25 protein-coding genes and 1 tRNA gene are annotated in these 22,711 nt (G+C 71.3%); 10 read left to right on the top strand and 16 right to left on the bottom strand.

Annotated features, from left to right (window positions below; translation table 11 throughout):
* Positions 1–42 precede the first annotated feature (42 nt).
* From OHU34_RS32145 to OHU34_RS32135, 3 genes are all read right to left on the bottom strand, one after another.
* A complete protein-coding gene (locus OHU34_RS32145; RefSeq protein ID WP_405769620.1) occupies positions 43–396 on the bottom strand; it encodes a hypothetical protein in 354 nt (117 codons plus the stop codon).
* 285 nt (positions 397–681) lie between these two features.
* Positions 682–1,698, bottom strand: coding sequence for a 1-aminocyclopropane-1-carboxylate deaminase (locus tag OHU34_RS32140; RefSeq protein WP_142269724.1), 1,017 nt, complete (start codon positions 1,696–1,698; stop codon positions 682–684).
* A 55-nt stretch (positions 1,699–1,753) separates the two neighbouring features.
* Positions 1,754–2,431, bottom strand: coding sequence for a GntR family transcriptional regulator (locus OHU34_RS32135; protein WP_052183832.1), 678 nt, complete (start codon positions 2,429–2,431; stop codon positions 1,754–1,756).
* 87 nt (positions 2,432–2,518) lie between these two features.
* On the opposite strand from OHU34_RS32135, the gene OHU34_RS32130 reads away from it, so the two are divergent.
* Positions 2,519–3,157, top strand: coding sequence for a TetR/AcrR family transcriptional regulator (locus OHU34_RS32130; RefSeq protein WP_142269725.1), 639 nt, complete (start codon positions 2,519–2,521; stop codon positions 3,155–3,157).
* A gap of 147 nt (positions 3,158–3,304) precedes the next feature.
* On the opposite strand, the gene OHU34_RS32125 is transcribed toward OHU34_RS32130, so the two are convergent.
* Positions 3,305–3,613, bottom strand: coding sequence for a muconolactone Delta-isomerase family protein (locus OHU34_RS32125; RefSeq protein WP_405769617.1), 309 nt, complete (start codon positions 3,611–3,613; stop codon positions 3,305–3,307).
* A 164-nt stretch (positions 3,614–3,777) separates the two neighbouring features.
* On the opposite strand from OHU34_RS32125, the gene OHU34_RS32120 reads away from it, so the two are divergent.
* The 3 genes from OHU34_RS32120 (at position 3,778) to OHU34_RS32110 (ending at position 6,025) form a co-directional block, all read left to right on the top strand.
* Complete coding sequence (locus OHU34_RS32120) at positions 3,778–4,740, top strand: LysR family transcriptional regulator (RefSeq protein ID WP_405769614.1); 963 nt, start codon at positions 3,778–3,780, stop codon at positions 4,738–4,740.
* Between the two features lie 175 nt (positions 4,741–4,915).
* Positions 4,916–5,629 carry an SDR family NAD(P)-dependent oxidoreductase gene (locus OHU34_RS32115; RefSeq protein WP_142269728.1) on the top strand — a complete coding sequence of 238 codons (714 nt, stop codon included), beginning with the start codon at positions 4,916–4,918 and terminating at the stop codon, positions 5,627–5,629.
* A gap of 21 nt (positions 5,630–5,650) precedes the next feature.
* Positions 5,651–6,025, top strand: a complete 375-nt coding sequence (locus tag OHU34_RS32110; protein ID WP_142269729.1) for an SgcJ/EcaC family oxidoreductase — start codon at positions 5,651–5,653, stop codon at positions 6,023–6,025.
* A gap of 13 nt (positions 6,026–6,038) precedes the next feature.
* Here the strand turns inward: OHU34_RS32110 and OHU34_RS32105 are convergent, their stop codons facing one another.
* From OHU34_RS32105 to OHU34_RS32090, 4 genes are all read right to left on the bottom strand, one after another.
* A complete protein-coding gene (locus tag OHU34_RS32105) occupies positions 6,039–7,622 on the bottom strand; it encodes a TROVE domain-containing protein (protein WP_142269730.1) in 1,584 nt (527 codons plus the stop codon).
* Positions 7,623–7,997: 375 nt separating this feature from the next.
* A tRNA-Ile gene (locus OHU34_RS32100) sits at positions 7,998–8,067 on the bottom strand.
* A gap of 59 nt (positions 8,068–8,126) precedes the next feature.
* Entirely contained in the window at positions 8,127–9,590 is a 1,464-nt protein-coding gene (locus tag OHU34_RS32095) for an alkaline phosphatase PhoX (RefSeq protein ID WP_405769610.1), read from the bottom strand.
* A gap of 176 nt (positions 9,591–9,766) precedes the next feature.
* Positions 9,767–11,194 (bottom strand): hypothetical protein, encoded by a 1,428-nt coding sequence (locus OHU34_RS32090; protein WP_405769609.1) that lies wholly within the window; start codon positions 11,192–11,194, stop codon positions 9,767–9,769.
* A gap of 358 nt (positions 11,195–11,552) precedes the next feature.
* On the opposite strand from OHU34_RS32090, the gene OHU34_RS32085 reads away from it, so the two are divergent.
* Positions 11,553–13,379 carry an endonuclease/exonuclease/phosphatase family protein gene (locus tag OHU34_RS32085; protein ID WP_405769606.1) on the top strand — a complete coding sequence of 609 codons (1,827 nt, stop codon included), beginning with the start codon at positions 11,553–11,555 and terminating at the stop codon, positions 13,377–13,379.
* A 137-nt stretch (positions 13,380–13,516) separates the two neighbouring features.
* Here OHU34_RS32085 and OHU34_RS32080 read toward each other — a convergent pair whose 3' ends face one another.
* Entirely contained in the window at positions 13,517–14,086 is a 570-nt protein-coding gene (locus OHU34_RS32080; RefSeq protein WP_230196254.1) for a DUF3618 domain-containing protein, read from the bottom strand.
* Positions 14,083–14,529 carry a phage holin family protein gene (locus OHU34_RS32075; protein WP_405772445.1) on the bottom strand — a complete coding sequence of 149 codons (447 nt, stop codon included), beginning with the start codon at positions 14,527–14,529 and terminating at the stop codon, positions 14,083–14,085. Before OHU34_RS32075 ends, OHU34_RS32080 begins: the two co-directional genes overlap by 4 nt.
* Before the next feature lie 182 nt (positions 14,530–14,711).
* Here OHU34_RS32075 and dapA point away from each other — a divergent pair, with 182 nt between their 5' ends.
* Together dapA and OHU34_RS32065 are read left to right on the top strand one after the other, a co-directional pair.
* On the top strand, positions 14,712–15,689 hold the full coding sequence (gene dapA, locus OHU34_RS32070; RefSeq protein WP_405769603.1) for a 4-hydroxy-tetrahydrodipicolinate synthase: 978 nt from the start codon (positions 14,712–14,714) through the stop codon (positions 15,687–15,689).
* Positions 15,690–15,844: 155 nt separating this feature from the next.
* Positions 15,845–16,348 carry a hypothetical protein gene (locus OHU34_RS32065; RefSeq protein ID WP_200840062.1) on the top strand — a complete coding sequence of 168 codons (504 nt, stop codon included), beginning with the start codon at positions 15,845–15,847 and terminating at the stop codon, positions 16,346–16,348.
* A gap of 27 nt (positions 16,349–16,375) precedes the next feature.
* Here the strand turns inward: OHU34_RS32065 and OHU34_RS32060 are convergent, their stop codons facing one another.
* Positions 16,376–17,002, bottom strand: a complete 627-nt coding sequence (locus tag OHU34_RS32060; RefSeq protein WP_142269736.1) for a DJ-1/PfpI family protein — start codon at positions 17,000–17,002, stop codon at positions 16,376–16,378.
* A 78-nt stretch (positions 17,003–17,080) separates the two neighbouring features.
* Here OHU34_RS32060 and OHU34_RS32055 point away from each other — a divergent pair, with 78 nt between their 5' ends.
* Positions 17,081–17,620, top strand: a complete 540-nt coding sequence (locus tag OHU34_RS32055) for an aminotransferase class I/II-fold pyridoxal phosphate-dependent enzyme (RefSeq protein WP_235034725.1) — start codon at positions 17,081–17,083, stop codon at positions 17,618–17,620.
* A gap of 164 nt (positions 17,621–17,784) precedes the next feature.
* Here the strand turns inward: OHU34_RS32055 and dapD are convergent, their stop codons facing one another.
* Complete coding sequence (gene dapD, locus OHU34_RS32050) at positions 17,785–18,774, bottom strand: 2,3,4,5-tetrahydropyridine-2,6-dicarboxylate N-succinyltransferase (RefSeq protein ID WP_142269737.1); 990 nt, start codon at positions 18,772–18,774, stop codon at positions 17,785–17,787.
* A gap of 145 nt (positions 18,775–18,919) precedes the next feature.
* Between dapD and OHU34_RS32045 the strand changes: the two genes are divergently transcribed.
* Complete coding sequence (locus OHU34_RS32045) at positions 18,920–19,828, top strand: winged helix-turn-helix transcriptional regulator (protein ID WP_142269738.1); 909 nt, start codon at positions 18,920–18,922, stop codon at positions 19,826–19,828.
* Between the two features lie 68 nt (positions 19,829–19,896).
* Here the strand turns inward: OHU34_RS32045 and OHU34_RS32040 are convergent, their stop codons facing one another.
* A complete protein-coding gene (locus OHU34_RS32040) occupies positions 19,897–20,439 on the bottom strand; it encodes a TetR/AcrR family transcriptional regulator (protein WP_142269739.1) in 543 nt (180 codons plus the stop codon).
* Positions 20,439–20,759, bottom strand: coding sequence for a multidrug efflux SMR transporter (locus tag OHU34_RS32035; protein WP_142269740.1), 321 nt, complete (start codon positions 20,757–20,759; stop codon positions 20,439–20,441). The genes OHU34_RS32040 and OHU34_RS32035 overlap by 1 nt, the downstream gene beginning before the upstream one ends.
* Positions 20,760–20,996: 237 nt before the next feature.
* Between OHU34_RS32035 and OHU34_RS32030 the strand changes: the two genes are divergently transcribed.
* Positions 20,997–21,830 (top strand): AbfB domain-containing protein, encoded by an 834-nt coding sequence (locus tag OHU34_RS32030; protein ID WP_405769595.1) that lies wholly within the window; start codon positions 20,997–20,999, stop codon positions 21,828–21,830.
* A 72-nt stretch (positions 21,831–21,902) separates the two neighbouring features.
* On the opposite strand, the gene OHU34_RS32025 is transcribed toward OHU34_RS32030, so the two are convergent.
* Both OHU34_RS32025 and sufU read right to left on the bottom strand, forming a co-directional pair.
* Positions 21,903–22,235 (bottom strand): metal-sulfur cluster assembly factor, encoded by a 333-nt coding sequence (locus OHU34_RS32025; protein WP_020130530.1) that lies wholly within the window; start codon positions 22,233–22,235, stop codon positions 21,903–21,905.
* Positions 22,232–22,699, bottom strand: coding sequence for a Fe-S cluster assembly sulfur transfer protein SufU (gene sufU / locus OHU34_RS32020; protein WP_054239147.1), 468 nt, complete (start codon positions 22,697–22,699; stop codon positions 22,232–22,234). The genes OHU34_RS32025 and sufU overlap by 4 nt, the downstream gene beginning before the upstream one ends.
* Positions 22,700–22,711 lie beyond the last annotated feature (12 nt).

The raw sequence follows: 22,711 nt of genomic DNA, 5'->3' as shown, positions 1-22,711 counted from the left end.
GGCCCGGCACCGGTGTGCGCCGAGAAGACACCGCGCCGGGGTTCACCTGGGGTGATGCAGCCAGCGCTGGAGTGCGGCGTTGACGCTGCCGGACAGGGCGCTGAGCTGGTCGATGGCGTCGCGGTCCTCGGGGTACGGCGGGATTCCGGCCGCGGTCAGCGCGGCGTGCAGGTCGATGCGTCGCCGGTCGCGCGGGCCGATCGCGAGGTCGAGGCGCTCGGCGGGATTCGGCGGCAGGTGGTCCATCTCCTGGTCCGAGTCGGCCGGGTCCGGCCAGCGGACGTCGGCCGGGTCCGGCCAGCGGACGTCGGCCGCATCGACGGCATAGGGGTCGACGAAGGCATAGGGGTCTACGAAGGCGCGGGGGTCGCTGTGTTCGGGGGCTGTGGTCGTCACGTTGCTCTCCTCACCGGCTTCTTACGGTTCTGCCGGACAGGAAGCGTGCGGAGCCCGCGCCGGTTGCGGTCACGGCCGTACATCACGCTGACGGCGTCATCGGCGGCTCATCCTCTGGTCCGACGAGCGCCACCACGGTCACCTTGATGGAGCCGTGCTGCATCGGCTCACGCGGGACACGGTCCGGGACAGGGCCTGGCGCGGTTCGGGCCCGGCCCGGCCCGGTCCGGTCAGGCCCGATCCGGTCAGGTCAGGGCAGGTCAGGTCAGGAACCGCGCCGGGTCCTCAGAACAGCGCGCTGTACGCGTTCAGTGCCGGCTGTCCGCCCAGATGCGCGTACAGCACGGTGGAGTCGCGGCCGATCTCGCCGCGTGCGACCAGGTCGACGAGTCCGGCCATCGACTTCCCCTCGTAGACGGGGTCGGTGACCATGCCCTCGGTGCGCGCTGCGAGCCGCATCGCCTCCAGGGTCGTCTCGTCCGGGACGCCGTAGACACCGGCGTGGTACCGCTCGTCCAGCTCGATGTCCTCGACGGTCAACTCGCGCTCGAGTCCGATGAGTTGTCCGGTGCGGTGCGCGATGCGGGCGATCTGCCCACGGGTCTCGGTCGGCTTGGCCGAGGCGTCGATCCCGATGACGCGCCGGGACCGCGCGCCCGCCTCCTCCAGCGCGGCGAACCCGGCGACCATGCCGGCCTGGGTCGACCCGGTCACCGAACAGACGATCACGGTGTCGAAGAAGACACCCGACTCCCGCTCCTGCTCGGCGACTTCGTAGGCCCACCCGGCGAAGCCCAGGCCGCCGAGCGGATGGTCGGAGGCCCCGGCGGGGATGGCGTACGGCTTCCCGCCCGACTCCTCGACCTCCCGGAGCGCCAGCTCCCAGCTCTCCTTGAAGCCGATCCCGAACCCGGCCCGGACCAGGCGCACATCGGCCCCGGCCAGCCGGCTGATGAGGATGTTGCCGACCTTGTCGTACACGGAGTCGGGCCACTCCACCCAGCTCTCCTGCACCAGCACGCACTTCAGTCCGGCGCGGGCGGCGACGGCCGCGACCTGACGGGTGTGGTTGGACTGCACCCCGCCGATCGACACGAGTGTGTCGCAGCCCTGCGCGAGGGCGTCGGCGACCAGGTACTCCAGTTTGCGGGTCTTGTTCCCGCCGTACGCGATCCCGGAATTGCAGTCCTCCCGCTTCGCCCAGAGGGCGGCTCCGCCGAGGTGGGCGGTGAGCCGTTCCATCGGGTGCACCGGAGAGGGCCCGAAGAGGAGGGGGTAACGCGCGTACGAGGAGAGGGACATGGGGCCTCCTGGAACAGTGGGTCGAGTGGGTCGCCTGGAGCAGGGGGTCGGTCGGTCACTCGGTTTCTCGGCCGCCCGGCTGCTCGGCCGCCAGGTCGTCGGAGTCGGCGAGGTCCGCGAGGGTGCGCCAGATCTCCGCCGTGACGCGGACCGCCTCGTCCACGTCACCGCCGGCGCAGGCCTCGATCAGCCGGCCGTGCAGTCCGGCCGAACGGCAGGTGCCGCCCTCGCCGAAGCGCCGTCGCTCCAGCCGCCGGATGAGCGGGGTGTAGCGGGCGATGGTGGCGGCGGCCGCGCGGTTGCCGGCGGCCCGGACGAGGACGTCGTGCAGCGCGTCGTCGGCGCGCAGGGCGGCGTCCACGTCCCCGGCCCGTACGGCGGCCGCGAACCGCTCGTTGGCCGCGCGCATCCCCTCGACGTCCGCGGCGAACAGCCGGGGCACCGCCACCCGGGTGGCCAGCTCGTGCATCGCGCCGACCACGGCCGCCGCGTCCCGTACGTCGGCGGCCACCACCGGGGTCACCCGCGTGTAGCTCTGCGGCTTGCTCTCCAGCAGCCCCTCGTCGACCAGCCGGGCGAACGCCTCCCGCACCGGCGCCCGTGACAGCCCGAGCCGCTCGGCGAGATCGGCGTCGCGCACGACCGCGCCGGGGGCGATGTCCCCGGCCACGATGGCGTCCCGGATCGCCGCGTAGGCGCGGTCCCTGAGCAGAGTGCGTGGCACAGCTTCCATGAACTGAAATGTTAGATATCAGTCTGCCGGGGACGCAAGGCTCCGCCGCGGCCGGGAAAGTAGACGACCGGTCGTACACTCGGCCTCATGGGACGGACCAGCGATGCCCGCGAGAAGATCCTCAGCGCCGCGCGGTCACTGATCGAGCTGCGCGGTTACTCCGCGCTGGGTGTGGCCGAGATCTGCAAGACGGCCGGCGTGCCCAAGGGCAGCTTCTACTACTTCTTCGCGTCCAAGGAAGCTCTCGCCCTGGCCGTCGTCGACGAGCAGTGGGCCGGGCAGCGGCGCGCGTGGGAGCGGGTGCTGCACGGCGAGACGGCACCGCTGTCCCGGCTGCGCCTGCTGTTCGAGGAGACCGAGGCCGGGCAGCGCGCGGGACAGCAGAGCTGCGGCACCGTGGCGGGGTGCCTGTTCGGGAACCTCACCCTGGAACTGAGCAATCAGACCGAGGCCGTCCGTGACCGCCTTCAGGGAATCTTCGAGGCGCAGGTCGAGATGGTCGAGTCGGTCGTCGCCGAGGCCCTCGGGCGCGGCGAGGTCTCCGTGACCGACACCCGGGCGGCCGCGCGGGCCGTGGTCGCACAGCTCGAAGGGCAGGTCATGTTCGCCAAGCTCTACAACGACACGGACCGGCTCGGCCCCCTGTGGGCGAACTGCCTGGCACTGCTGGGCGCCCCCGCGCCGCGGGTCGGCGTGGCCGGTGCGGCCGGTGCGGCCGGTACCTGACGGAAGGTCCGGGTGCGGGGCGACCCGCGTCCGAAACAGGGCCGGCACCCGCCGTGCCAGGCACCGCTCCGGTCCCTGACCGCACCGCCGTGCCGGCCGGCACTTCGGCCCCTCAACGGATCCGTGACCCGCGGCTCCAGAGGGTCGTCACGGTGCGCCCTCGGCGCGGTCCGGGCCCGGGTCGTTGGGGTGGGGCTGGAGCGCGGTGACGGTGAGGGTCATCCACGGGCGCAGCGGCAGCGTCCCGAGCACCTTCTCGTGGAGTTCCGCCTCGTCGGCGGCGCGCCAGATACCGATGCTGCGCAGTTCGCCGACCGGCCGCCACAGCCGGGCCAGCCGACCGGAGGCGGCCAGTTCGCGGGCTCGGACGGCTTCGGCGGCGCGCCGTTCGTCGATCTCGTCCTGCCCGGTGCCCTCGGGCACGGTCGTGGTGATCTCGACCAGGAACTCTCGCATGGTCCCGCTCCGCTCGGTGAGGATCGATCGTGATGGATCGCGGCGGGCGGACGCCGTCGCGCTCGCCCACCTCCATCGTCCGCCCGCCGCCGCGCGGTCGACCACGTCCGCCTTTCTCGCTGCTGAGAGGAACAGCCTCCTACCGGCCTTTCCCCGGACGTAGCATGGCGGGCGTGGAGCTGCGCCAGCTGCGGTATTTCGTCGCGGTCGCCGAGGAACTGAACTTCGGACGGGCCGCCGCGCGGCTTCTGATCGCCGGGCCGTCCCTGTCCCAGCAGATCAAGGCCCTCGAGCGCGACCTCGGGGTCCGTCTCTTCGACCGCGACCGCCGGTCGGTCTCGCTCACCCCGGCCGGCGCGGACCTGCTCCCGCACACGCGCGCCCTGCTGGAGCGGGCCGACGACCTCCGCGGCCGCGCCCGTCGGCTGTCCGGTTCGCAGCCGGTACGCCTCGGGTACGTCAACTGGCTCCCGGCGGATCTGACCCGGCGCACCGCCGCGGTGGCCCAGGTCCATGTCGACGCGTGGGTCGCGCCCTCGCACACCCAGGCCGCCCGGGTGGCCGACGGCAGCCTCGACCTCGCCGTGTGCTGGGTACGGAACGAGGACCTGAAGCGGCACGGACTGCGCGCTCGCCTCCTCGGCGCCGACCGGCTGTACGCCGTCGCCAGGAGCACCGACGCCGGCGAACCGTCCGCCGCAACCGCCGCAACCGCCGTGTCCGTCGGGGACACCGACGTCCTGATCGACGACGACGTCACCTCCTGGGCGTCCTGGAACGCGTACGCCGAAGAGCTGACGCGGGCCACCGGGGCCCGAGCCGTGCGCATCTCCGACGGTGCCGTGACCGGTCCCGCCTTCTTCGACCACGTCCGCCGCTGCCGCCGTCCCGTCCTCAACTCGCCCAAGGGGCAGACGACTCCGCTGCCGTCCGACCTGGTCCGCCGCGAGGTCGTCGCGCCGAGGGTGTTCTGGACCTGGTCCCTGGTGCGGCGCGAGTCCGAGGAGCGTGCCGGGGTCCTGGGCGTCGTCGACGCGCTCTGCGACGGCGTCGGGGCCGACGGCCTCGGGATCCACGCCCCGGGCGCCTGGCTGCCCGCCGACGACCCGCACGCACTCCCCCGCTGACCTGCACTGACCTGCGCCGACCTGCGCTGGGAGCCTGTGCCTCCCAGGCCGGAGGAAACAGGTCCCGGGCAGGACCCTCCCGCCCTTTGACGCCGACCGACGACCGGCCTACGTTCTAAATAGTCGACCGGTCGGCTAGTAACCGGTCATCACGTCCCCCTCGGAGAAGATCACCATGAGCGTTCAGCAGCAGAAGGTCGCCGTCGTCACCGGCGCGTCGCAGGGCATCGGCGCCGGGCTGGTCGAGGCCTACCGCAAGCTCGGCTACGCCGTCGTCGCCACCTCACGCACCATCGCCCCCGCCGACGACCTCGACCTGGTCACCGTCCAGGGCGACATCGCCGACCCCGCCACCGCCGAACGCGTCGCCGCGGCGGCCGTGGAACGGTTCGGCCGGATCGACACGCTGGTCAACAACGCGGGCGTGTTCGTCGCGAAGCCCTTCACCGACTACACCCCGGACGACTACGCCACCGTGACCGGCGTGAACCTGGCCGGGTTCTTCCACCTCACCCAGCTCGCCGTCGAGCGGATGCTGGCCCAGGGCGGCGGCCACATCGTCAACATCACCACCAGCCTGGTCGACAACGCCGACGCCAACGTGCCCTCCGTGCTGGCCTCGCTGACCAAGGGCGGTCTGCAGTCCGCCACCAAGTCCCTCGCCATCGAGTACGCCACCCGGGGCATCCGGGCCAACGCCGTCTCGCCGGGCACCATCAAGACGCCGATGCACGCCGAGGAGACGCACGACTTCCTCGCCGCCCTGCACCCCGTCGGCCGGATGGGCGAGCAGAGCGACATCGTCGACGCGGTCGTCTACTTGGAGAACGCCCCGTTCGTCACCGGCGAGATCCTCCACGTCGACGGCGGCATGAGTGCCGGACACTGACCGGCGGACAGGAGCACAGCGATGAGCAGTGCCATGACGGACGACGAAGCGATCCTGCGCGGCGTCCTGGACCGGTGGAAGGCCGCGGTCGACGCGCACGAACCCGAGCGGGTCGCCGCCCTCTTCACCGAGGACGCGATCTTCCAGGGGCTACACCCCTACAGCACGGGAAGGCCGGGAGTCGCGGACTACTACGACTCCCAGCCCCTCGGCATGACGGCCGACTACCGGTTTCTCGAGACCAGGCGCCTCGCCGACGACCTCGTCCTCGGCTACCTGGACGTGGAGTTCTCGTTCACCGACCGGCCCACGATCGCCGTGTACCTCGGTGTTCTGCTCAGGCGCGAGGACGAGGACTGGCACATCGGCCACTACCAGGTCTCACGGCTGGGCTAGCCCTCGCCGGCGCTCAGGCCGCCCACGGCCACCGGGTGTCGTCGGCGGCCTCGAGCAGCGGCACCATCCGGAAGGCCGCGTCCGACAGACCGCCGAAGGTGTGCCGGTTCCCCTTGCCGGACGGTCCGTGGCCCGCGCGGTAGCCGGCCAGGTTCCAGGTGTAGACCGGCACGTTCGCCGGGACCTGGTCGGTCGGGTCGCCGTGGCGGCTCGCCGTGTACTGCTCGTCGGTGACGATCAGCACCCGGTCGTGGCCGCGGTAGTGCCGGCGCACGGCCTCGGTGGTGTCCGTACCACCGAGGTCTCCGAAGCGCTCCAGAATCTTCAGCATCGACTCCTCCTCACGGAACTTGATCGTGTTGCTGCCGGTGCCGAACTCGACGAGGTCGGCGTCGGCCGCCCGCAGCGCGAGCGCCGTGCCGAAGATCGCCGCCGCGTCGGCCCGGTTGAGCTCGGAACGGTCCGACAGCCGTGCGTAGAACATCGAACCGGACCGGTCGACGAGCACCAGCGTCCGGCCGGGCAGCGCGGGCACGTTGGCCAGCGAGTGGCCGAGCGCCCGCTCCAGCGGGTACGCCCAGCGCAGCGACGGCGCGTGCTGGTACGCGGCGAGGTACCGGAAGGGGAACTGCCGCGAGCGCGCGACCTCCGCCGGGTCGCTGATCTTCGCCGCCACCCGCGCGGCGACCTCGTCGGAGACTCCCGCCTCGTCGAAGTTGCGCAGGTTGCGCGTCAGAGCCATCGCCCCCATGGTCGGAATGACCGCCTCCCAGGCCGCCTTGTCCATCGGCCCCTGGAGCCAGCCCGCCAGCGCCTCCCAGGTCATGCCCGCCTCGGCGAGGCGCCGCGCGCCGCCCGCTCCGGTCACGACCCTGCGCCGCTTGGCGGGCCGCAGCGCCATCAGGTCGCGGTGCGCCGTGAGCACGGGCAGCGACTTGGGCACCACGGCCGTGTCGGGGTTGTGCCGGCGGTCGAGGGCGTACCGGAACAGCTCGCCCTGCCACGGCTTGGCCGGGTCCGGCGCGGCGTGCACCAGGTTGAGGATGTCGCCGAAGCGGTAGCCCTTCGAGGCCGTGTCGTACTTCAGCAGCGACTTGCCGTTGTAGAGCCGCCGTACGGCGTCGGCGATCCCGCGCTTGACGGGCTTGGGGATGTTGCGGCCGTACGTCGCCGTCCAGTACGCGAGCAGCTCGCCGGGCTCGTCCGGCCGCTGGAGCACGCGGTCCACGACCTGACGGTTCGAGGGGCCGTCGGTCGCGCCCGCCGTCAGACGGGCGTGCACGTACTCGGCGGCGCCCACGATCGCGGCGGTGCGGACGTTGCCCTCGCCGCGCAGCCAGCCCAGCAGGCCGGCCGTCCAGGACGGATCGCTGACGGCGAGTTCGCGCACCAGCTCGGCGAAGCGGTCGTCGCGGGCCGCGCCGGTCTCGTAGAAGGTCTGCTGGGAGACGAAGTTGGCGATCGCCAGCAGGAAAAGCTCGGAGCGGGCGTCCCGCTCACGGCCTCGGCCGCCCTGGTGGGTTCGGAGCACCCGGCCCGTGGTCGTCACGGGCGATACGGGCTGCGGATTACGGGCACGGAAATTGAAGCGCGCCATGGTGAATTCCCCCGAATTCATTGTTCATTCAGTCGTCCATCGGGAGAGGCGCAGCAAAAGGAAGGTGCCCGAGATCAGGGGTCGGCGACGGACTTAGCCAGATGCTCTACCGACTGAGCTACACCGACCTGAAGCCGATGACGGGACTCGAACCCGCGACCGTCCGATCCAATGAAGTAACCGTTGCCTGCGCACCGGGCACCCACCACATGCTGCGCCTCCCGAGATCAAGTCGGCGGCGGCCAGGATTTCTGTTGCAAAGAAGTAGCCGCAGCCCGCGCACCGGGAGGTGCTGTGAAATTGTGGTGTCCAGAGATCGAAGCCGGCGGAACCGACAAGGTGCTCTAACCCCTGAGCTACACCGGCGCGTTGTGCCGGTGGCGGGACTCGAACCCGCGGCCGCCCCATTATCAGTGGAAGTAGGTCCTGCCTTCGCACCTGGACGTGCACCACTTTAGGAGGGCGGCCGCGGATGGAGCGAGTGAATTAACTACCGCTCGGTGCTCACCGCTTCTGCCGCTTCCACGGCCCCGTGATCGCGAGCATGATGCCAGGGGTCTGGATGTTGGCGAACAGGGTGTGGCCGTCGGGCGAGAAGGTGACGCCGGTGAACTCGCTGTATTCCGGCTCGTCCGCGGTGCCGATGTTCAGCTCGTTGCGGGCGATGGGGTAGGTGCGGCCGCTGTCGGTGGCGCCGAACAGGTGCTGGACGCCCTCGCCGTCCTCGGCGATGACGAGTCCGCCGTACGGGGAGACGGTGATGTTGTCGGGGCCGTCGAGGGCGCCGTCGACGGACGGGTCGGGGTTCACGCCGAGCAGCACCTTCAGGGTCAGCGTGCGGCGCTTGGGGTCGTAGAACCAGACGGCGCCGTCGTGCTGGACGGGGCTCTCGTCACGGGCGTAGGAGGACACGATGTAGGTGCCGCCGTCGCCCCACCACATGCCCTCCAGCTTGCGGGCGCGGGTAACCTGACCGTCGGTGAACTGCTTGCGGACGGGCACCGATCGGGCGTCGCGGTCGGGAACGTCGATCCAGTCCACGCCGTAGACGGTGCCGATCTTCGTGGCGCGGGAGAGGTCGTCGACGAACTTGCCGCCCGAGTCGAAGCACTTGAAGGCCTGGAGGACGCCGGCGTCGTCGGCGAGGGTGCGCAGCTTGCCGCGGCCGTGGCGGAAGCCCGCCGGCGGGGTCCAGCGGAAGAGCAGGCCGTTCGGTCCCGAGGCGTCCTCGGTGAGGTAGGCGTGGCCGCGCTTGGGGTCGATGACGACGGCCTCGTGGGCGTACCGGCCGAACGCCTTGATCGGCTTGGGGTCGCGGTTGGCGCGGCGGTCCTCGGGGTCGACCTCGAAGATGTAGCCGTGGTCCTTGGTCATGCCGTTCTGGCCGGCCTTGTCCTCGGTCTCCTCGCCGGTCAGCCAGGTGTCCCAAGGCGTGGTGCCGCCCGCGCAGTTGGTGGAGGTGCCGGCGATGCCGACCCACTCGGCGACATGCCCGCCGGGGCGCACCTCGACGACGGTGCAGCCGCCGGCCGCCGCCGGGTCGTAGACCAGGCCCTCGGTGAGCGGGACCGGGTACGGCCAGCTCGCGCGCGTGCCCTTCAGCTCGTGGTTGTTGACGAGCAGGGTCGCGCCGCGCGGGCCGCAGAAGGTGGCGGTGCCGTCGTGGTTGGACGGCGTGCTCTCGCCGGACTCCAGCTTGGTCCTGCCGCTGTAGGTGATGACGCGGTACTTGAACCCGGCGGGCAGCGCGAGGATGCCGTCGGGGTCGGGCAGCAGCGGTCCGTAGCCGACCCCGTGGTGCCCGGCAGCCGACGCCTGTTTCGCGTCCGCGGTGTCCGCCGCGGACGCGGTCTCCGTGGACGCGAGGGCGTTCGGCGCGGTGGCGAGGGCGCCTACGCTGCCCGCCAGCGCGACCCCGGCACCGGTGATCGCGGATTGTCTGGCGAAGTCCCTGCGGGTGAGCGACATGATGTCTCCTGAGACGCGGTGAGAGTGCCGTGGAGGGTGGCGGACCTCGGTTCGGCGTCACCGTCCCGCCCATGCCTGAACGGGAGTTGAACGGGGTGCGACTTCAGGGGACCCCGTTCCGTGAATCCGTACGGATCCGGCCACGGGAGCCCCGAGGCGTCCGCGCCGCGGGGGACTCATCCGCCCTGCTGCGACCTCGCCTTGAACGCGGCCTTGCGTGCTTCCTTCGCGATGCGCTTGTCCGGATGCAGACGCCCCATGGCCTCCAGGACGTCCGGGGTCGCCGGGTGGTCGACCCGCCAGGCGGCCGAGAAGAATCCGCTGTGCTGCTGGGCCAGCCCCTCGACGAGGGCCTGGAGTTCCTCGGAGTTGCCCTCGGCGGCGAGTTGCGCCGCCACCGTGTCGATGGTGAGCCAGAAGACCAGGTCCTCGGAGGGCGCCGGTACGTCCGTCGCGCCGAGTTCGCTGAGCCAGACGCGGGCGAGGCCGCCGAGTTCGGCGTCGTCGAGGACCTCACGGACGGCGGGTTCGGCCTGGCCGCCGACGAGGGAGAGAGCCTGCTGGCAGCGCAGCCGGCGCAACGGGGCGCCGGCGTCCGAGCCGCGGGCGGCGGCCAGCAACTCCCGTGCCGCGTCGAGGGGTTCGCGGCGGACCAGCCATTGCTCGGTCTCGGCGAGGGCGGCGCCGGGGCCGTAGCCGGAGCTGCCGTCGAGGAGGACGTCGGCGCCCTTGTCGGCGAGGTCGCCGACGGCCGGGGCCTGGAAACCGGCCTCCAGCAGCCGGGCCCGCAGCCCGTACACGCCGAGGGGGGTGAGCCGGACCATGCCGTAGCGCGAGACGTCGGTCTCGTCGACGGGGGCCGCGGGCTCCTCGTCCGGGTCCGCCATCAGGTCCTCGTCGACGGGCCGGTAGGCGACGATCCCGATCGGTTCCAGGAGCCGGAACTGGTCGTCGAGCCGCATCATCGCGTCGGAGACCTGTTCCAGGACGTCGTTGGTGGGCTCGTCCATGTCACCGGGGATGATCATCGACGCGGCCAGGGCGGGCAGCGGGACCGGGGCGTCGCCGGGGCCGTCCTCGCTGGCGGTGAGCAGGTAGAGGTTGCCGAGGACACCGTCGAGGAACTCGGCCTCGGCCTCGGGGTTCCAGTCGAGCCGGGAGAAGTCGACCTCTCCGCCCTCGTCCATGACCTCCATCAGCTCGTCCAGGTCGGGGACGGACGCGTCGGCGAGCACGGTCTCCAGGACGCCGAGCCAGACGGCGAGGATGTCGTGCGGGGAACCGCCGGTCAGCAGGGCCAGGTCCTCGCCGGCCGTGACGGTGCCGGCCTCCTCGTCGACGACCTCCACGAGCCCGGCGTCCACGGCGACCCGCCAGGCCTCGCTCGCGTAGGCGGCGGCGTCGTCCCCGGTCAGCCCCAGCACCTCGGCGGCGGGCGCCAACTGGTCCTCGACGAGCCCGCCCCCGGCGTCGACCCGGGTGCCGGGACCGGCCCAGCGGGCGAGCAGGGCGGCCCGGGAGAGCAACGGCGTGGACAGCGCGTCGCGCGCCAGCTCCGCTTCGGGGTGCAGCCGCACCGGCGGGAGGGGGGAGCTGTCTGACATCGGCTGGTTCTCCTAGGGCGCGTGGTGCCACCGGCCCGCTGGGGGCACTGGGCCACTCAGCCTAGACGGGTATGGACCCATGCCGCCCGGTTCATCTCCCCGCCGGGCGGCGTACATGGCCGAAACCTTGACAAGTGGCGTGACCAGGCAGGAGATTGACGCGCGTAGAAATCCGATGGACATCTGTTCACTGTATTTTCTACGCGCGTCGCGTCCGCCCCGCAGACCGCGGCCCCCGTTCCACGCTCGACCCTCGTTCCACGCTCCACGCTCCACGCTGCACCCTCGTTCCACGCTGCACCTTCGTCCACGCTCCACCCTCGTCCCGGCGCTCATGTACGTCCCCGGAGGGATTCCGTTGCCGAGCAAGAAGTCCGCGCGTCTCGCCGCGCTCACCGTCGCCGCCGTCTGTTCCGCGGCCTCCACCGTCGCCCTGTCCGCGCCCGCGCACGCGGAGACGGTGGCCATTCACGACATCCAGGGCACGACCCGGCTGTCGCCGTACGCCGGCCAGGCGGTCACGGGTGTGGCCGGAATCGTCACCGGTGTGCGCACCTACGGATCGTCCAGAGGCTTCTGGATCCAGGATCCGAACCCGGACGCCGACCCGGCCACCAGTGAGGGCGTCTTCGTCTTCACCAGCTCCACCCCGAAGGTCGCCGTCGGTGACTCGGTCACGGTCACCGGCACGGTCTCGGAGTTCGTCCCGGGCGGCGCCTCGACCGGCAACCAGACCGTCACGGAGATCACCAAGCCGACGGTGACCGTCCTCTCCAGCGGCAACGCGGTCCCGGCCGCGACGGTCGTGAACGCGAAGTCGGTCCCGGCCGCGTACACCCCGGCCGGTGACACCGCCGCGAGCAACTCGATCAACGCGCTCACCCTGCGGCCCGCCCGGTACGCCCTGGACTACTACGAGTCCCTCGAGGGCATGAGCGTCCAGGTCGCCGACGCCCGCGTGGTCACCGCCACCGACCCGTACACCGAGCTGTGGGTCACGGTGAAGCCGCACGAGAACACCAGCCGCCGCGGTGGCGCGCTGTACGGCTCCTACACCTCGCAGAACACCGGCCGGCTCCAGATCCAGTCGCTCGGCGCGACGGCGGACTTCCCCGTCGCGAACGTCGGCGACTCCCTCACCGGCGTCACCGCGGGCCCGCTCGACTACAACCAGTTCGGCGGCTACACCCTCGTCGCGAACCGGCTCGGCACGCTGAAGAGCGGCGGCCTGGAGCGGGAGACGACGCAGAAGCAGAAGAAGGGCGAGCTGGCGGTCGCGACGTACAACGTCGAGAACCTCGACCCGTCCGACGCCACGTTCGAGGAGCACGCCTCCGCGATCGTGAACAACCTGAAGTCGCCCGACATCGTGTCCCTGGAGGAGATCCAGGACAACAACGGCGCGACCAACGACGGTACCGTCGCCGCCGATGTGACGGTCGGCAGGCTGATCGACGCGATCGTGGCCGCGGGCGGCCCCGAGTACGACTGGCGCTCGATCGACCCGACGAACAACACCGACGGCGGCGAGCCGGGCGGGAACATCCGTCAGGTGTTCCTGTTCAACCCGGAGCGGGTCTCCTTCACCGACCGCGCGGGCGGCGACGCGAGCACGGCCGTCGGCGTCACCAAGGTGCGCGGCAAGGCGCAGCTGACCGCCTCCCCCGGCCGCATCGACCCGGCCGACGCGGCCTGGGCGAGCAGCCGCAAGCCGCTGGTCGGCGAGTTCGTCTTCCGCGGCCGCACGGTCTTCGTGATCGCCAACCACTTCAACTCCAAGGGCGGCGACCAGGGGCTGACCGCGCAGTACCAGCCGGTGGTGCGCAGCTCGGAGACGCAGCGCCACCAGCAGGCGACGCTGGTCAACACGTTCGTCAAGGACATCCTCGACACGCAGAAGAACGCGGACGTCATCGCGCTGGGCGACATCAACGACTTCGAGTTCTCCGGCACCGCGCAGCTCCTCGAGGGCGACGGCGAGCTGTGGTCGGCGATCAAGTCGCTGCCGAGGAGCGAGCGTTACACCTACGACTACCAGGGCAACCAGCAGGTCCTGGACCAGATCCTGGTCAGCCCGTCGATCCGGCGCGGCTGCGACTTCGAGTACGACAGCGTGCACATCAACTCGGAGTTCCACGACCAGATCAGTGACCACGACCCGCAGGTGCTGCGCTTCCGGCCGTAGCGCCCGCGGCCGCGATCACCGGGGCCGGCTGAACACCGCGTCCAGCCGGCCCCGCCAGGCGTTGCTCCGACCGCTACCTCTTCGACCCCCTGCCACTTCGACGACCACCGCTCTGACGACCACTGTTTCGACGACGACTACTTCGACGGCTGCTGCTTCACCCTGCGTCGGCCGATCACCCCTGCCGCCACCAGTGCCACGGCCGCCGCGCCCACGATCACCACCGGCCGCGGGTGCCGGAGGGCGAACCGTACGGGTACGCGGACCGGAGCGGGCGCCGAGCGCTCCGCGGTGCGACCCGCGCGGGCCGCGTTGTCCCTGAGGTCGTGACGGGCGTGGAGCGCGTGATCCTGGGCGGTGCGGCCGACGCGGGCGGCGGCGTCCTGCACTGCGTGCCGCGCACGGCCCCCTCGCCCCTGGGCCGTATGGCCCGACCTTGCCTGAGCCGCGTGCCCCACGCGGCTCGCCCGTTCCTGAACGGCGTGTCCCGCACGTCCGGCCCGTTCCTGCATGTGATAGCTCGCCTGGGACGCCGTGCTGCGCAGTTGTACGGTCATCGCGCCCGCGCGGTCCATGAGGTCGGCGGCGCGGGCCCGGGTGCGGCCGCGGACGTCCGCCCTGGCCGCCAACTCCTCGACCGTGGCCCCGAGCCGGTGCCGGGTCCGCTCGATCTGCCGACGCAGGTCGGCCGTTGTCCTGTCCGTCATCGGTGTGCCCTCTCCTTGATCTCCTCGACGTCGGCCCGGACGCTGCCGAGGGTCTCCTCGGGAGTGGGCGGCGCGGCCCGGCGCAGTTGGCCACGGCCGACCGCGGCCAGCACGCCGGCGATCACGAAGAGCACCGCCGTCACGATGAGCGCGGCCGCCCAGACGGGCAGCGTCAGCGAGAGGGCGGCGACGCCCGTGCCCGCGAGCGCCAGCAGCCCGGCGTACGCGAACGCGCCCGCGGCGCCGAGCAGCCCTCCGCCGCGCCCGGCACGCCGCCCCTTCTCGGTGAACTCGTGCTTGGCGAGGGCCAGTTCCTGCCGTACGAGCCGGGAGAGCTGTTCGGTGGCCTGGCCGACGAGTTCACCGACGGTGTGGTGTCCGTCGCCGTGGTGCCCGTTGCTCCGCTGCCCGCTGCCGTGGCGCCCGTTGCTGTTGGGTCGGATGTCCGTGGTCCCGGTCACGGCGTTCCGCCTCCTCTCGGTTCCGGAACATTCGGGTACCCCGGCCGACCCCCGCCACCCCTCACGGCGACCCTCTACCGCGGAACATCTGTACAGGAACACTTATCTGTATGCCGTAGAAGAATTAAGTAGAGCTTCACCTTGGTGAGCCCGAGACTACCCCTATGACGACAGCTCGCCCCACGCCCCCGAGTCCGACTCCCGCGCCGTCCACCACCCCGTCCCCCGTCCCGCCCCCGCCCCCGCGCCCCGCTCCGGTCTTCGGCCGTGCGCTCTGCGCGATGGTCACGCCGTTCACCGGAAGTGGCGCACTGGATCTCGGCGGTGCGCGGCGGCTCGCCGACCGGCTGGTGTCCGCCGGCTGCGACGCACTGGTGCTCTCCGGTACGACGGGCGAGTCGCCGACCACGTCGGACGCCGAGAAGGCGGAACTGGTGGCCGCGGTACGGGAGGCGGTGGGCGACCGGGCGTCGATCGTGGCCGGGGTGGGCACCTCCGACACCCGCCACACCGTCGAACTCGCCCGGGCCGCCGAGAAGGCGGGAGCGGACGGGGTGCTCGTCGTCAGCCCGTACTACAGCAGGCCTCCGCAGGACGCCCTGGAGGCACACTTTCGGGAGGTCGCGGATGCCTCCGGGCTGCCGGTGATGCTGTACGACATCCCCGGCCGCACGGGCACGCGGATCGAGCCGGACACCATGCTCCGGCTCGCCGAGCACCCCCGGATCGTCGCGGTCAAGGACTGCTCCTACGACTTCCTCGGCGCCCAGAAGGTGCTCTCCCGCACCGAGTTGGCGTACTACGCGGGCTGCGAGGAGCACCACCTCGCGCTGTACGCGGTGGGCGGGGCGGGCTATGTCAGCACGGTCGCGAACGTGGTGCCGGACCGACTCCGTTCCGTCCTGGACGCGTTCGACGCGGGTGACACCTCCCGGGCCGCGAGACTCCAGCAACAGGCCATGGAACTGGTCGAGTCGATGATGGCCTCGGGCCTGCCCGGAACCGTCACCGCCAAGGGGCTCCTGGGCGACCTGGGCCTGCCGGCCGGCCCGGTGCGCTCGCCGCTGCGGCCCGCCGACCGCGAGACGGTGGTCGGCCTGCGCGCGGCCTACGACCGGCTCACGGCCCGCCCGGCGTCCTGAGCGCCGGGCGAGGGCCGGTCAGCGGCCCGCGAAGATCGGCGTCCAGCGTCCGAGGGTGCCGTCCCCGGTGGCCCGGAACCAGCCCCAGTCGCTGGTGGGGACTGCCCCCACGAAAATTCCGCCGGCCATCGGACATGCTCACGTACGGTGAGTGCATGAGTCGGCCGCTGCTGTATCTCGACGTCGACGGTCCCCTCAACCCGTACGCCGCCAAGCCCTCGAAGCGACCGGCGGGCTATACGACCGTCAGGGCGTCCGTGGGCCGCGAGCAACCGCTGCGGGTCTGGCTGCACCCCGGGCACGGCGCCGAACTGCTCCGCCTCCCCTACGACCTGTGCTGGGCGACGACCTGGATGTCCCAGGCCAACCGCTGGATCGCGCCGGTGGTGGGACTGCCCGAGCTTCCGTACGTCGACTTCGGCGAGGCGCTCTTCGCCCACCGGCCCGACGGGGTCCACTGGAAGACGGAGGCGATCGTCGCCCACGCCGCGGGCCGCCCCTTCGCCTGGGTGGACGACGAACAGTCCCCCGCCGACACGACCTACGTCACCACCCACCACCCGGCACCGGCCCTCCTGCACCACGTGAACCCCCGACTCGGCCTACGTGAAGAGGACTTCACCGCACTGGCGGAATTCGCGGCAGCACTGCAGGCATGAGGAAGTGGTGAGGAGGTCACCGGTCGTTCAGACGAGCGCCTGCGTGGGAGCGGGCAGGTACGGGGCGATGTTGCGCCAGGCGCGCTCCATGTACTCCTCCTTCTCGCCGACCGGGGCGACATAGTGCAGCGCGCCGTCGGCGGCCTCCTTGCCCCGCAGACGGGCGATGATCCAGGCGGCGAGGTAGTGCGAGGCCAGGCAGCCGCCGGCGGTGGCGATGTTGTCCTTGGCGTAGAAGGGCTGGTTGAGCACCTCGACGCCCGCGGCGACGACCCAGGGCTTGGTCGTCAGATCGGTACAGGCGGGGATGCCGCCCAGCAGGCCGAGCCTGGCCAGTACGAGCGCGCCGGAGCACTGTGCCGCGATGAGCCGGCGCGAGGGGTCCAGCCGGCGCAGGACATTCATGATCGCCGGGTCTTCGACGACCTCGCGGGTGGCGATGCCACTGCCGACGATGACGGCGTCGGCGGCGCACGCCTCCTCAAGGGTGGACATCTGCTCGATGACCACGCCGTTCATCGACGTCACCCTGGGGCCGGGGGTGGCGATGGTGACGCGCCAGTCGTCGGTCTTGATGCGGTTGAGCACGCCGAGCGCGATCAGGGAGTCGAGCTCGTTGTAGCCCTCGAAGGTGAGGATGGCGATGTGAGGCACGGCGGCTGTCCTTCCGCATGGGTGGGTGGGTCTTGACGGTATGGATCCGTGAACAGGACAGTCAAAGAATTGTCATGCATGGTCGAGGACCCTCCCCCGCCTCTGGCGGCAACCGCGCCGGACATCACCGTCTACGTCTCGGGACTGTCCAAGAGCATCGCCACCGGCCTGCGGGTCGGCTTCGTCGTCGCCCCGCCCTCCGCGGTGCCCTCGCTCGAACGCTCGATCCGGGCGACCACCTGGAACAGTCCGGCCCTCACCACCACGATCGCCTGCCGCTGGCTCGACGACGGGACGGTGGACCACCTGGAAGCGCAGAAACGGGACGACGCCGAGGCCCGGCAGGCACTCGCCCGACAAGAGCTGGCGTGCCTCCCGCTCATCGGCCACCCCTCGTCCTGCTTCACCTGGCTGCCGCTGCCCGACGACGCACGCGCCGACCGCCTGACCGCCACCCTCGCACGTCAGCACGTCTCGGTGTCCACGGCCGAGCCGTTCACCACCTCGACGCACACACCGCAGGCGCTCCGCCTCGCCCTGGGCTCAACCGATCCGGACCGTCTCCGGTCGACGCTGCGCACGGTGCGACGAGTCGCCGTCGAGGACGCCCACGCTTGAACGCCCCGATGATGCGGGCTCACACACGAGCGCCCTCCCGGGCCGTCCTCGGGCCGTGGAAGGGCGCTCCATGGTGACCAACGCCGGCGACCACCGACGGCTCGGCAGCAGGCCAGGGCGTTGATCTGTTCCGGCAGCCGCAGGTCACGGCCGCCGGTCACGGATCAGTTGTGGCTGTGCAGGATCTCGTTCAGGCCGCCCCACACCGCGTTGTTCGGGCGGGCCTCGACCGCGCCGGTCACCGAGTTGCGGCGGAAGAGGATGTTCGAGGCGCCGGAGAGCTCGCGGGCCTTGACGATCTGGCCGTCGGGCATGGTGACCCGGGTGCCCGCGGTGACGTACAGGCCGGCCTCGACCACGCACTCGTCTCCGAGGGCGATGCCGACGCCCGCCTCGGCGCCGATGAGGCAGCGCTCGCCGATGGAGATGATCACGTTGCCGCCGCCGGACAGCGTGCCCATCGTGGAGGCGCCGCCGCCGATGTCCGAGCCGTCGCCGACGATGACGCCCGCGGAGATGCGGCCCTCGACCATCGAGGTGCCGAGGGTGCCCGCGTTGAAGTTGACGAAGCCCTCGTGCATGACCGTGGTGCCCTCGGCGAGATGGGCGCCGAGGCGGACCCGGTCGGCGTCGGCGATCCGGACGCCCTTCGGCGCGACGTAGTCCGTCATGCGCGGGAACTTGTCGATGGACGTGACCTGGAGGTGCAGGCCCTCCGCGCGGGCGTTCAGACGGACCTTCTCGACGTCGTCCACGGCGACCGGGCCGAGCGAGGTCCAGGCGACGTTGGCGAGGTGACCGAACATGCCGTCCAGGCTCTGCCCGTGCGGCTTCACGAGCCGGTGGGAGAGCAGGTGCAGGCGCAGGTAGACGTCGTGCGCGTCGAGCGGCTTGTCGTCGAGCGAGGCGATGACCGTGCGGACCGCGACCACCTCGACGCCCCGGCGGGCGTCCGGACCGATCGCCTTCGTCGCACCCTCGCCGAGCAGCTCCACGGCCTTCTCGGCGGACAGGCGCTCGGTGCCGGACGGGCCGGGCTCGGCGACGAGCGCGGGCGCGGGGAACCAGGTGTCGAGAACAGTGCCGTCGGCGGCGATCGTGGCGAGGCCGGCGGCCGCGGCGCCGGTGGTGCGGGGAACAGTCGTGTCGGTCATGAGGGCAACCTAACCGGCGGGGGGCCGCAGAGGCCAACCCGCACAGCGGTGTCTCAGGACGCGGGCCGCGCGCCACCGCCGGCCTGGTGAGTTTCTCTTGGGAACCAACCGTGTCAGCATGGCCGTCATCGACGGGAGGAGGCCCATGGCCCGCAGGACGAGCCCGGAGGATTCCGGCTGCGGCATCGCGCAGGCACTGGACGTCGTCGGGGACCGGTGGACCCTGCTGATCGTCCGCGACACCGCTCGCGGAGTGCAGCGTTTCGACGAGCTCCAGCGCGAACTCGGCCTGTCCCGGAAGGTGTTGACCGAGCGGCTGCGGCTTCTCGTCGAGGCCGAGGTGCTCGCGCGGGTGCCGTACCAGGAGCGACCGGTGCGCCACGAGTACCGCCTCACCCCGCGCGGCCGGGCCCTGTTGCCCGTCCTGGTCGCCCTCCAGGACTGGGGCGACGCCTGGGTCCTGGGTGACGGCGGCACCACGGCCACGGCGGAGCAGGCGTCCGCGGAGGCCCGCCGCGTGCACGCCCTGACGGGCACCCGGCTGCCCGATCTCCGGCTGGTCGACGACCGGGACTCACCGCGCGATCCGGTCGCCGGCGACGCGCTCCACACCGTTCTCTACTGCTTCCCCGGCGCCTACGCCCGCCCCGACGCCTACCCACCGGGCTGGGCGGAGATCCCGGGCACCCCGGGCTGCACACTGGAGTCCCGCACCTACCGCGACCGGCTCGCCGGGTTCCGCGCGGCGGGCGCTGCGGTGCACGGGGTGTCCACCCAACGCCCTGACGAGCAGCGTGCGTTCGCGCAGGAGGAGCGGCTGGACTTTCCGCTGCTGTCCGACGCCGAGTTGGTGTTGATCACCGCGCTGCGGCTGCCGACGTTCCGGGCGGCGGGGGCGAGCCGGCTTAAACGGCTGACCCTGGTCGTGGACCGGGAGCGGGTCGTCCGGCATGTGCAGTATCCGGTGACGGACGTGGCGGGGAGCGTCGAGGAGGCGCTCGGCGTCGTCCGGCGCCTGGGCGAGGACGCCTCACCGGAGCGCCACCAGGGGTAGCGGGGGACCACGGGCGGCGGAGGGACCGGGAGTTGCGCGGGAACCGGGCGCGGCGGGGATGAGCCAGGTCAGCGCGGGGGGATGAGCCGGGTCAGCGCTTCCCGGGCGTACTCCTCGTCGTAGGGCGCGTCCGTCAGCAGCACCTGGAGACAGATCCCGTCCATCAGCGCGACCAACGCGCGTGCGGTGAGCGGGTCGACGTGCCCGGCAAGGAGGGTGGCGAGGTCCTCGGCCCACTCGGCGGCGACGGGACGCAGCGCGGGCCGTCGCAGGGCGGCCAGGTAGAGCTCGTACTCCAGCTCGACGCCGGTACGCTCGCCGGCCAGCCATTCACCGAGCAGTCCGGCCAGTTCGGCGGGCAGGTCGAGGCGGGTGTCCGTCAGCCCGCCGTGCGTCGCGACCGCCTTGGCGAAGCCCTCGTTGGCCTGCCGCAGGGCGGCGATCATCAGTTCGTCGAGGGTGGCGAAGTGGTAGGTGGTGGAACCGAGGGGTACGTCCGCCTCGGCGGCGACCGAGCGGTGACTCAGTCCGGCCAGTCCCTTCGCCCCGACGACCCGGATCGCCGCGTCGATGATCCGCTGCCGTCGCTCGGGGTCGTGACGCCTGGGCATCAGTGCGCACCTCCCAGGTTCAGTACGACCACTCCCCCGACGATCAGCAGGATGCCGACGGCCTTGGTGGGCGTCAGGGACTCCCCGAACAGGGCGAGCCCTATGACGGCGATGGTCGCGGTGCCGACCCCGGCCCAGATCGCGTACGCCGTACCGATGCCTACGGTCTTGAGGGTCTGGGCGAGGAGCAGGAAGGAGACGACATAGCCGGAGGCCGTCAGCAGCGACGGCCAGAGCCTGCTGAAGCCGTCGCTGTACTTCATGGCCGTCGTCGCGGCCACCTCGGCGGCGATCGCGCCGGCGAGCGTCAGGTATCCCATGCGTACAAGCGTACACAACGATGCGTACGGGTGTACACAACGAGGTGCGCACCGGCCGTTCCCTCCCAAGTCGGCGCGAAGTCGGAAGTGTTACCGACGGGGAGTCGAAAGCGTTATGGAAAGCGCTCGCCCAAACGGATGAACCTGAGCCACAGGTTCCACTACTGTTTCACCGTTCACACACCGGGTCATCGCAGCCGCGGCCGCCGTCAGGGAACGCCGCTGGAGGAACAGCGCATGCCAGACAACAAGTCCCGGCCCTCTCAGGAACAGCCCTGGGAGAACGGCTGGGCCCCGGACACCTCCCGGGCACCCGGAACACGGCGCCTCTGGCTGGCCGGCGGTCTCGCCGTGGCCACCATCGTGGCGTGCGTGACCGCAATCGCCTTGAACGACAAGCCTGTTGACGACAAGTCGGAGGCCCGTCAGGGACAGACGCTGTCGGACGAGGAGACGGAGGGCGGCCTGATCTCCTTCGCCACCCCTTCCGCGAGCGGGTCGCCGACACCGACGGGGAAGAAGAGCACGGCCGCGTCCGCGTCGCCGAAGACCTCCTCCTCCCCCGAGGCGCAGGGCAGTTCGACGCCGCACGCCCCGGCCGCACCGTCCGCGTCGTCGACGACGAAGCCGCCCGCCCCCAAGCCGGCCGCCACCCGGCGTTCGGTCCGCTCGGTCAACTACCCCGACCGCTACTGGCAGGTGAGCGGCGGCCTGGTGAAACTCGATCAGGCCGACGGCTCGGAGTCCCGTGCGGACTCCACGTTCACCGTGGTGAAGGGCCTGGCCGACAGCTCCTGCTCCACCTTCGTCACGGCGGACGGCACGTACCTGCGACACCGCGACTTCGTCCTGCGCGCCGAGCGCGACGACGGCTCGGCCCTCTTCAAGCAGGACGCCACCTTCTGTACCGTCCCCTCCTCCTACTCCTCCGGCGCGGTCATGCTGGAGTCGGTGAACTACCCCGGCCGTTTCCTGCGCCACAAGAACTTCGCGCTGCGCCTGGACACGTACGGCTACGGCTCCAACCACCGCGAGGACTTCTCGTTCAACCTGGTGGACGGGCTGGCCTGAGCACACACGAGAGCGGCGGCACCCGGTGGGTGCCGCCGCTCTCGTGTGCCGGGGAAGATCTCGGGCTGGATCTCAGACGTTGAACCCGAGCGCGCGAAGCTGCTCGCGGCCGTCGTCCGTGATCTTGTCCGGGCCCCACGGCGGCATCCAGACCCAGTTGATGCGCAGCTCGTTGACCAGGCCGTCCGTGGCGGACTTCGCCTGGTCCTCGATCACATCCGTCAGCGGGCAGGCCGCCGAGGTCAGGGTCATGTCGATCGTCGCGATGTTCGCGTCGTCGATGTGGATGCCGTAGATCAGCCCGAGGTTGACGACGTCGATGCCCAGTTCGGGGTCGACGACGTCGTACAGCGCCTCGCGGACTTCCTCTTCGGAGGCCGGCTTCATCTCAAGGGTCTCGCTCATGCCGTCTTCCTTTCGGCGTCGGCTCCGCCCAGGGCTTGGGCCGTCGCGTCCTTCCACGCCATCCAGCTGAGGAGGGCGCACTTGACCCGTGCCGGGTACTTGGAGACACCGGCGAACGCGACCGCGTCCTCCAGCACCTCCTCCATCGCGTCGTCGGGCTCGATCCTGCCCTTGGACTGCATCAGCTCCAGGAAGGTCTCCTGGATCTTCTGCGCCTCCGCCAGATCCTTGCCGACCAGCAGGTCGTTCAGGACGGACGCGCTCGCCTGGCTGATGGAGCAGCCCTGGCCCTCGTAGCTGACGTCCTCGATCTTCGTGCCGTCGTACTTCACACGGAGGGTGATCTCGTCGCCGCAGGTCGGGTTCACATGGTGCACCTCGGCGTCGCCGTCGCGCAGACCACGCCCGTGCGGGTGCTTGTAGTGATCCAGGATGACTTCCTGGTACATCGAGTCCAGCTTCACGGTCTCAGCTCA

Origin of the sequence: Streptomyces sp. NBC_00080 (assembly GCF_045041255.1) — a bacterium.
Taxonomy (GTDB): domain Bacteria; phylum Actinomycetota; class Actinomycetes; order Streptomycetales; family Streptomycetaceae; genus Streptomyces; species Streptomyces coriariae.
This window is presented reverse-complemented; position numbering and strand designations above follow the sequence as displayed.

What these genes read in the sequence shown, in the direction of transcription:
- OHU34_RS32140 (WP_142269724.1), bottom strand. Translation starts at nt 1,698, where the DNA reads ATGTCCCTCTCCTCGTACGCGCGTTACCCCCTCCTCTTCGGGCCCTCT.
- OHU34_RS32135 (WP_052183832.1), bottom strand. Translation starts at nt 2,431, where the DNA reads ATGGAAGCTGTGCCACGCACTCTGCTCAGGGACCGCGCCTACGCGGCG.
- OHU34_RS32130 (WP_142269725.1), top strand. Translation starts at nt 2,519, where the DNA reads ATGGGACGGACCAGCGATGCCCGCGAGAAGATCCTCAGCGCCGCGCGG.
- OHU34_RS32125 (WP_405769617.1), bottom strand. Translation starts at nt 3,613, where the DNA reads ATGCGAGAGTTCCTGGTCGAGATCACCACGACCGTGCCCGAGGGCACC.
- OHU34_RS32120 (WP_405769614.1), top strand. Translation starts at nt 3,778, where the DNA reads ATGGCGGGCGTGGAGCTGCGCCAGCTGCGGTATTTCGTCGCGGTCGCC.
- OHU34_RS32115 (WP_142269728.1), top strand. Translation starts at nt 4,916, where the DNA reads ATGAGCGTTCAGCAGCAGAAGGTCGCCGTCGTCACCGGCGCGTCGCAG.
- OHU34_RS32110 (WP_142269729.1), top strand. Translation starts at nt 5,651, where the DNA reads ATGAGCAGTGCCATGACGGACGACGAAGCGATCCTGCGCGGCGTCCTG.
- OHU34_RS32105 (WP_142269730.1), bottom strand. Translation starts at nt 7,622, where the DNA reads ATGGCGCGCTTCAATTTCCGTGCCCGTAATCCGCAGCCCGTATCGCCC.
- OHU34_RS32095 (WP_405769610.1), bottom strand. Translation starts at nt 9,590, where the DNA reads ATGTCGCTCACCCGCAGGGACTTCGCCAGACAATCCGCGATCACCGGT.
- OHU34_RS32090 (WP_405769609.1), bottom strand. Translation starts at nt 11,194, where the DNA reads ATGTCAGACAGCTCCCCCCTCCCGCCGGTGCGGCTGCACCCCGAAGCG.
- OHU34_RS32080 (WP_230196254.1), bottom strand. Translation starts at nt 14,086, where the DNA reads ATGACGGACAGGACAACGGCCGACCTGCGTCGGCAGATCGAGCGGACC.
- dapA (WP_405769603.1), top strand. Translation starts at nt 14,712, where the DNA reads ATGACGACAGCTCGCCCCACGCCCCCGAGTCCGACTCCCGCGCCGTCC.
- OHU34_RS32065 (WP_200840062.1), top strand. Translation starts at nt 15,845, where the DNA reads ATGAGTCGGCCGCTGCTGTATCTCGACGTCGACGGTCCCCTCAACCCG.
- OHU34_RS32055 (WP_235034725.1), top strand. Translation starts at nt 17,081, where the DNA reads ATGGTCGAGGACCCTCCCCCGCCTCTGGCGGCAACCGCGCCGGACATC.
- dapD (WP_142269737.1), bottom strand. Translation starts at nt 18,774, where the DNA reads ATGACCGACACGACTGTTCCCCGCACCACCGGCGCCGCGGCCGCCGGC.
- OHU34_RS32045 (WP_142269738.1), top strand. Translation starts at nt 18,920, where the DNA reads ATGGCCCGCAGGACGAGCCCGGAGGATTCCGGCTGCGGCATCGCGCAG.
- OHU34_RS32040 (WP_142269739.1), bottom strand. Translation starts at nt 20,439, where the DNA reads ATGCCCAGGCGTCACGACCCCGAGCGACGGCAGCGGATCATCGACGCG.
- OHU34_RS32035 (WP_142269740.1), bottom strand. Translation starts at nt 20,759, where the DNA reads ATGGGATACCTGACGCTCGCCGGCGCGATCGCCGCCGAGGTGGCCGCG.
- OHU34_RS32030 (WP_405769595.1), top strand. Translation starts at nt 20,997, where the DNA reads ATGCCAGACAACAAGTCCCGGCCCTCTCAGGAACAGCCCTGGGAGAAC.
- OHU34_RS32025 (WP_020130530.1), bottom strand. Translation starts at nt 22,235, where the DNA reads ATGAGCGAGACCCTTGAGATGAAGCCGGCCTCCGAAGAGGAAGTCCGC.